7 protein-coding genes are annotated in these 7,524 nt (G+C 68.4%); 5 read left to right on the top strand and 2 right to left on the bottom strand.

Annotated elements, in window-relative coordinates; all coding sequences use genetic code 11:
* Positions 1–134 precede the first annotated feature (134 nt).
* Both ACIGQF_RS02320 and ACIGQF_RS02315 read left to right on the top strand, forming a co-directional pair.
* Positions 135–1,034 (top strand): proline iminopeptidase-family hydrolase, encoded by a 900-nt coding sequence (locus ACIGQF_RS02320; RefSeq protein ID WP_399704338.1) that lies wholly within the window; start codon positions 135–137, stop codon positions 1,032–1,034.
* A gap of 100 nt (positions 1,035–1,134) precedes the next feature.
* Positions 1,135–2,094, top strand: coding sequence for an ACP S-malonyltransferase (locus tag ACIGQF_RS02315; RefSeq protein WP_399704336.1), 960 nt, complete (start codon positions 1,135–1,137; stop codon positions 2,092–2,094).
* 41 nt (positions 2,095–2,135) lie between these two features.
* On the opposite strand, the gene ACIGQF_RS02310 is transcribed toward ACIGQF_RS02315, so the two are convergent.
* Positions 2,136–2,396: a phosphopantetheine-binding protein gene (locus ACIGQF_RS02310; RefSeq protein WP_399704334.1), complete on the bottom strand. Its 261-nt coding sequence runs from the start codon at positions 2,394–2,396 to the stop codon at positions 2,136–2,138.
* A gap of 141 nt (positions 2,397–2,537) precedes the next feature.
* Between ACIGQF_RS02310 and ACIGQF_RS02305 the strand changes: the two genes are divergently transcribed.
* The 3 genes from ACIGQF_RS02305 to ACIGQF_RS02295 all read left to right on the top strand — a co-directional run bounded on the left by ACIGQF_RS02305 (position 2,538) and on the right by ACIGQF_RS02295 (position 6,263).
* Positions 2,538–4,106, top strand: a complete 1,569-nt coding sequence (locus tag ACIGQF_RS02305) for an AMP-binding protein (RefSeq protein ID WP_399704330.1) — start codon at positions 2,538–2,540, stop codon at positions 4,104–4,106.
* A gap of 358 nt (positions 4,107–4,464) precedes the next feature.
* Positions 4,465–5,484 carry a 3-oxoacyl-ACP synthase III family protein gene (locus tag ACIGQF_RS02300; protein WP_399704328.1) on the top strand — a complete coding sequence of 340 codons (1,020 nt, stop codon included), beginning with the start codon at positions 4,465–4,467 and terminating at the stop codon, positions 5,482–5,484.
* On the top strand, positions 5,484–6,263 hold the full coding sequence (locus ACIGQF_RS02295; protein ID WP_399704325.1) for a 4'-phosphopantetheinyl transferase family protein: 780 nt from the start codon (positions 5,484–5,486) through the stop codon (positions 6,261–6,263). The genes ACIGQF_RS02300 and ACIGQF_RS02295 overlap by 1 nt, the downstream gene beginning before the upstream one ends.
* Here ACIGQF_RS02295 and ACIGQF_RS02290 read toward each other — a convergent pair.
* Entirely contained in the window at positions 6,229–7,257 is a 1,029-nt protein-coding gene (locus ACIGQF_RS02290) for a hypothetical protein (RefSeq protein WP_399704323.1), read from the bottom strand. The two genes, ACIGQF_RS02295 and ACIGQF_RS02290, sit on opposite strands and share 35 nt — an antisense overlap.
* Positions 7,258–7,524: the final 267 nt, after the last annotated feature.

Genomic DNA, 7,524 nt, shown 5'->3' with positions numbered 1-7,524 from the left:
CCGTGGAATCGATGGCTCCGAGCCGTGGAACAGGGGGCGGTAGGGGGCCCGCCGGCCGCCCCCCTTCGCCTACCGTCAGGAAGAACTGCACAGCGGTAAGAGGAAGAACTGCACAGCGGTAAAGGGTGGTGGACATGGCCGTGGCTCCCAGCCGTAAGGGAACCGTCCCGTTCGGTGAGTACAAGACGTGGTACCGCGTCACCGGCGATCTGGACTCCGGGCGTCCCGCGTTGGTCGCCGTACACGGCGGGCCCGGCAGCACCCATGACTATCTGCTGAACCTTGCCGAGCTGGCCGAGCGAACGGGCTGCCCGGTGGTGCACTACGACCAGCTCGGCAACGGTGGTTCGACCCATCTGCCGGGCCGGGGCGCCGATTTCTGGACCGTCCAGCTCTTCCTGGACGAGCTGGAGAACCTCCTCCAGGCGCTCGGCATCGCCGACAACTACGTGCTGTTCGGACAGTCCTGGGGCGGGCTGCTCGCCGCCCGGCACGCGGGCGACCGGCCCGCGGGCCTGCGCGGGCTCGTCATCGCCAACGCGCCCGCTTCCTATCCCCTGTGGCTCCAGGAGATGGCGGTGCTGCGGGCGCAGCTGCCGCCGGGCGTCAACGAGACGTTGCTGCGCCACGAGGCGGCGGGTACGACCAGCAGCGACGAGTACTACGAAGCCATGACGCCCTTCTACGAGAAGCACGTCTGCCGGCTCAAGCCCTGGCCGCGCGACTACCAGGCGTCGTTCTACGAGGTGTACAACGACCCGACCGTCTACTTCACGATGAACGGCCCCAGCGAGTTCCATGTCGTCGGCACGCTGCGCGACTGGTCCGTGGAGCCGTACCTGCGGGATATCGCCGTACCGACCCTGCTCATCTCCGGGCGGCACGACGAGGCGACGCCAGTGACCGTACAGCCGTACCAGGACCTCATCCCCGACGTCCGCTGGGAGCTCTTCGAGGAGTCCAGCCACCTCCCGCACCTGGAGGAGCCGGAGCTCTTCCAGGAAGTCATGACCGGGTACCTCAAGAGCATTTGAGAAATTTTCGGCGATGTTCAGCGTTGCTCAGCGATGTCCCGCTGGCCTCTGGGGTCCGTAGGGGTACATATGCCGCCGCCCGGAATTCACACTGGGGGGCATGGAGACTGAAGGCGACGCCGCATTCGTATTTCCCGGCATGGGGCCGACGGCATTTGCGGACGTGGCGAAATTCATGCTGCTCAACCCCTTCGCCAGGGAGCTCGTCGGTATCGCGGACGAGACGCTCGGATATTCGCTCGTGGAGCGGTTCCGCGAGGCGGAGGGCGACTATTCCGAGTACGCGCAGGTTGCCTTCCTGGTGAACTGCCTGGCGCTTGCGAAGTGGGCCCGCGCCACTCTCGACGCGGAGCCGGCCGTATGTCTTGGGCCCAGCTTCGGCAACAAGGCCGCGGCGGTGTACTCCGGGGCGCTGAGCGCCGAGGACGGCATTCGGCTCACCGCGGAGTTCGCCCGCTGCCTCGACGCGTACTTCGCGGCGGAGCACGCCGGCCTCGTGACGCAGTCCTTCGCCCGGGTGCCGGCGGACCGGCTGCGCGAGCTGCGGGCTGAACTGGACGAGCAGGGCGAGTGGCACGACCTGACGTGCACCGTCGACCACGACTTCCACATGCTCACGCTCGCCGGGAACCGGATCGAGTGGCTCCAGGGCAGGCTGCGCGCGCTCGGCGGGCTGCCGCTGTACCTCATGCGCCCGCCCATGCACTCACCCGCCTTCGAAGGGCTGCGGAAGAAGGCGGCCGCCGAGATCATCGACCGGCTGACGTTCGCCGAGCCGCACACGCCCGTCGTCTCCGACCACGACGGCGCGTTGCTGACCACCGGCGATGCCGTACGGAATCTGCTGCTCGACGGGTGCGTCCGCCGGGTGGACTGGCCGGTGGCGCTGGACTCGCTGAGGGAGCGGGGGGTGCGCAGGATCTTCGTGACCGGGCAGGACGCGCTGTTCGGGCGGGTCCCTGTCGCGACGAAGAACTTCGCGGTGACCGGCGTCGATCCGCGGCTGGCCATGCGGCCGCGCCGCCGTCCTCCGGCGCCACGGCAGAGCGCGACCGCCTGAACCGGGATCGGTGGCGGTCGCGCCGGGAAGACGGGTGCCGGTCAGCCCGCGGCCGCCGTGGACAGCTTCGAGACCGTCCCCCACAGGACCCCAGGGGTGGCGAAGGTGTCCATCGTCAGAGCGTCGTCGACGAACCGCACCTGGTAGAGGTCCTCCAGCGCGGCGAGGAGTTCGACGGCGCCGAGCGAATCAAGGCCGGCCTCTCTCATGTTCAGGTCTTCGGTCAGCGACTCCGCTGCGTCCATGAACGGCAGAAATCCCCGGACCAGTTCCTCGAACTGGTCATCCCACTTGGCGCTCATCGCGGTCACCCTTTCCGCTGTGCTGCCGGCCGTAACGCCGGCAGCGGTTGCTGGCACTCGGTTCTCCGGTGGAGACGCTAGATACTCCGCAACAGCGCTGGAAACCCTTTTCGACCCCTATCTTCTGTAAAGCGAGGCAGCATGACCGGGAACCCGAACTCCGCGCTGTACTCCCGATTTCTGCGCGGGCTGTCCCTTTCCCCCGACCGTCCCGCGATTCGACTCGGAACCGAGGACATCACCTACCGCCGTGCCCATGAATTGGCGCTGAAGTGGGCCGGATCGCTGCTCGCCCACATGCCCGCCGGTCGCCGGGACGCCCCGCCCGCTGTCGGGGTGCTGGCCGGCAAGACCCTGCAGGGCTATGTCGGCATTCTCGCGGCGCTGTACGCGGGCGCCACGGTCGTGCCCCTCAACCCGGACTTTCCCGCGGCCCGCAATCTGCGCATGCTGCGGATCGCCGGCGTACAGGTACTGGTCGTCGACGAACGGGGGCTGGCCCGGTCCCGCGACCTCTTCAGGGACGGGGGAGTGGAGCTGCCCGTGGTGGCTCCGGATGCCGACGGGCAGCTGGCGGGGGGCGCGCCGCCGTTGGCCGAGCCCCGCCCGGTGGCCGCCTCCGACCCCGCGTACATGCTCTTCACCTCCGGATCGACGGGCGTCCCCAAGGGAGTCCCGATCAGCCACGGAAACACCCGCCACTACTTCGCATGCATCGACGAGCAGTACGACTTCACCCGGGACGACGTCTTCACCCAGACGTTCGACCTCAACTTCGACTGCGGCATGTTCGACCTGTTCTGCGCCTGGGGCGCGGGGGCGAGCGTCGCGTACGTGCCACCGCAGGCCTATGTGGACATGCCCCGCTTCCTCACCGAGCACGGCATCACCGTGTGGTTCTCCACCCCGAGCGCCATCGCCCTCCTCCGCCGGATGGGCGGGCTCACCCCGGGCGCGCTGTCCGGCCTGCGCTGGAGCTTCTTCGCCGGGGAGGCGCTGCGGAGCCGGGACGCCGCCGACTGGCAGGCCGCGGCGCCCGCCTCCGCCCTGGCGAACATCTACGGCCCGACCGAGCTGACCGTCACCATCACCGGTCACCGCTGGCACCCCGGGACCTCGCCGGAACGCAGCGTCAACGGACTCGTACCGATCGGGCGGGTGCATGACGGGCACGACCATCTGCTGGTCGACGAGGACGACCGGCCGGCGGCCGACGAAGGGGAACTCCTCATCACCGGACCGCAGATGGTCAGCGGGTACCTGGACCCGGCCGACAATGAGGGGCGGTTCGTGGCACGGGACGGCCGAGTCTGGTACCGCACCGGCGACCGGATACGCCGCCTCGACGACGGCGAGCTGGTGTACCTCGGCCGGCTGGACGCCCAGGTCCAGGTGCAGGGCTGGCGCGTCGAACTCGTCGAGATCGAGCACGCGCTGCGGGGCCAGGACGGGGTGGACGACGCGGTCGCCGTCACGTACCGGCCGGAGGACGGCGGCACCGAACTCGTGGTCTTCTACACGGGCGAGAAGGTCTCCCCGAGGGTCCTTTCCCGTGCCCTGCGGGAGGTGCTGCCGGACGGCATGCTGCCCCGCCGTTACGCGCATCTGCCGGAGCTGCCGCTGAACTCCAACCGCAAGGTGGACCGCTCCGCCCTGGCACGCCGGGCCACGGAGCTGATGTCGCCGGTAACGCCGGTAACGGCCCGCTGAGAGCCACCGTCGCCGGCAGGCCCGGGGACCACACCGGAGGCCCGGCGGCCGTATCCACGAATTGCGAGCCGCGGCTGTTCCGGAATCTCAACGACCGGAATCCCGGCCACCGGATATCCGGCCCACTCCGTGAAACTCGGTCGCGGACACGCCACGAATTCCTCGCCGAATTCAGGGCGAAACGGGGCTACGATCTCCACAACTCTACGGTGAACGGCTGATGTTCACCTGTACGTACCGGTCTCGGGGGAGCCGGCCCGTCAGACGTCGATGTGCCAGCGATGGCACGTCGACGCACGGCGCGCCGGCCGATGGAGCGGGCACCACGAGAACCGGACCAGGTGAGAGGACGGCCCGCATGAGACCGACGGTGGCGCATATCGCCGCGATCGGCACCGCCCTGCCAGGGGAGCCGGTGGACAACGAATCCTTGGGCAGGCTGTTCGGCGTCAGCGGCGAATGGGTGGACATCTTCGTCGGCACCAGGACCCGGCACTTCGCGCGGGACATCACATGCGGCACGGACGTCCACTCCCTCACCGATCTGTGCGTCGAGGCCGCCGACCGGGCACTGGCCGCCGCGCGCCTGGAACCGTCGGACATCGACTTCCTGGTGCTCAGCACCATGACCCCCGACATGCTGCTGCCGACCACCGCGACCCGGGTCGCCGACCGGCTCGGCCTCAACTACGTACCTGCCTACCAGTTACACGCGGGCTGTTCGGGCCCGGTGCAGATCCTGGAACTGGCTCAGTCGCTGATCCGCTCCGGCCGCCATGCCGGACTGGCCATCGGCGGTGATGTCATGTCCCGTTGCCTCGACGTCCGCCGCAATCTCGCCGAGCTGCCGACCGAGGAGCTGGTGAACTATCTGCTGCTCGGTGACGGCGCGGGCGCTGCCGTGCTGACCGCCGAGCCCCTTGGCGAACGTCTCGCGGTACGCGGTGTGCTCCACCAGTTCGCCGGCCGGGGCCGCCCCAGCGGCCAGGTGATCGACTGCTGCCGCTATGCCGCCCGGGAGCGGGAACGCGTCACGACCTACGAGGATCACAACGCCATCGAGGAGAGCGTGCCGTCGCTGTCGGCGGAGATCATGTGGGATCTGCTCGACAGCCTCGGCTGGAACCTGCACGATGTGTCCTTCCTGCTGCCACCGCAGCTCTCGGGAAGGATGACCGAGCGCGTCATGAAGCACCTGGACGTCACAGGCGTACGCGAGGTCAGCTGTGTGACGGACACCGGCAACACCGGGAACGCGCTCGCCTTCCTGCAGGCTGCTCGACTGCTGCCCGACATGCGCCGTGGGCAGCGGGCCCTCAGTCTGGCGGTGGAGAGCAGCAACTGGATCAAGGCCGGTCTCGCCCTGGAGCGGGTCTGATGGAGGTGCGTGCCCCCATCGCGGTGTCCGGCCGTACTCAGGGGTGGGAGCAGGCCCGCACCGACTTCGCGGAGTGCGGCACCGTACTGCTCCACACCGAGCTCGCCCCGTGGCTCCCCACGGAGCCGGAGAACGCCTCGCTGCGCGAGCTGCTCGGCCGCGACTGGACCCGCTATCTGGGTATCGCCCACCCCGACATCCGAGCCCGGTACGCCGCCTCGCGCGCATTCCTGAAGCATGCGGCGGCCGCGGTACGGGACTGCGCCGCCGAGGAGCTCGAACTCGCCTATGGCCCCACCGGGCGGCCGTATCTGCGCGGCTGCGAGCAGATCGACATCAGTCTCGGCCACACCGAGGACCTGCTCGTGGTGGGTGCCACCGCGCGGGGACTGATCGGTGTGGACGCCGAGCGCACGGACCGGCCGCTGTACGACCGGGGAATGGCCCGGAGCGTGTGCACGCCGTACGAGCTGGTCACCATTTCCGGGCTGGCCGAGCCGGACCGCAACCCCGCGCTGGTGCGCCTGCGGACGCTGAAGGACGCGTACACCAAGGCCATCGGGCAGGGCCTGAACCTGCGTGCCACGGAGTTCGGGTTCGGACCCGACGGGGAGCCCGTACGCATCGTCCGGCCGGACGGCATGCCGGGGACGGGAGACCAGTGGGTGTTCCACACCTCCGTACTGCCCAGTGGGCACTGCGTCAGCGCGGCCGTGTACGACACGGGGCCGTCGCCGGCGTCAGCTACGCGATGTCATGCAGATCCACGTGGCCGTTGAGTGCGGCATTGACCCCGGCCTGGAAACGGCTGACGGCGTTGAGGCCCTCGGTGAGTTCCGCGATGTGCCGCCGGCAGGTGCGCACGGACATGCCGAGCCTGCGTGCCACCATCTCGTCCTTGTATCCGCGGCTCATCAGCCGGATTATCGAGAGTTTCAGTTCATCGGTGATGGGTTCCGGCTGCGGGGAATCCGGCAGGAACGGAGTGGCGAGTTGCCACTGATACTCGAAGACCTTGCACATGAAGGCGACGAGATTCGGTTCCCGTACGATCACGGCGCTGCGTCCGGGCCCGTCGATGTCCTGCTCCGGCAGAAAGGCGACTTCCCTGTCGTAGATTATCATCCGGTCGATCAGTTCATTCGTGGTGCGTATCTCGGCGCCCTCCGCGCTCACCTCACGCACATAGGAACTGGTCATGAGGTCGCCGCGTGCCGTGTGCTGGTAGATGGTGCGCAGCCGCACCCCGCGCTGGAGTGTCTCCAGCATGGAGTCCCGCAGCGAGGCCAGCAGCGGGGCCCCCTGGGCGCCGTCGGGCTGGACGGTGAGAATCTCGGATCTGGCGTGTTCGCGGTGCTCACGCAGCAGGGCGCGGATGGCGTCGACGTCGGTGATCAGGTCGAAGGCCTCATGGCGATTGCGCCGGCGGCGGCCCTCGAAGTAGGCCGGCATCAGTGACAGCATCGTGCTGCGAATGCTCGTCACGGCCCGTTGCAGGCTTCGGATGTGATCTTCCGTGTCGCCGACGAGTTCGGCCACCGCGGCGTCCGGGCTGCTCGGTACGAGTTCGTCGGGCTTTCCGGGGGTGGGCTGCAGCAGATGCAGGCGGGTCAGAATGCGTTCGGTCCGAAGAGTTTCCTCGGCGGTCAGATTTAATTCTTCGGCAATCTCTTGACCGACGAACCGGCCTGAGTGAACGGCCAGCCGGTAAGCCGCGGCGCTCATCTCGTCCAGCTCTGCGAACCGGGATCTGGAACCTTCGATTCCGTGCAACGCTGTTGCCTCCCCCTGGCGTGTAAAGCCTGCCATGCAACTTTAAGCCATCGGGGAAGGCTTGGGGGGAGATTAAGTTCATCGGCAGGGTGTTGATCGCCGCCCGGGCCCGCGGCGCCCGACAGAGCAGTGCGGACGATGGTGAAGAGCGCGGTCGTTCGTGTGGAATGTCCGTAAAGTGATTCGGGGGTAAGCGTGCGCGGAAATCGGCTGACAGAGGCTGCGTCCAGAGGAGCACGCCCGGCCGGCGTCCACGACGACAAGTGG

The organism is Streptomyces sp. NPDC053560 (assembly GCF_044544605.1).
GTDB lineage: Bacteria > Actinomycetota > Actinomycetes > Streptomycetales > Streptomycetaceae > Streptomyces.
Note: the sequence above shows the minus strand (reverse complement) of the source record. Positions and strands in the feature narration are given on the sequence as shown.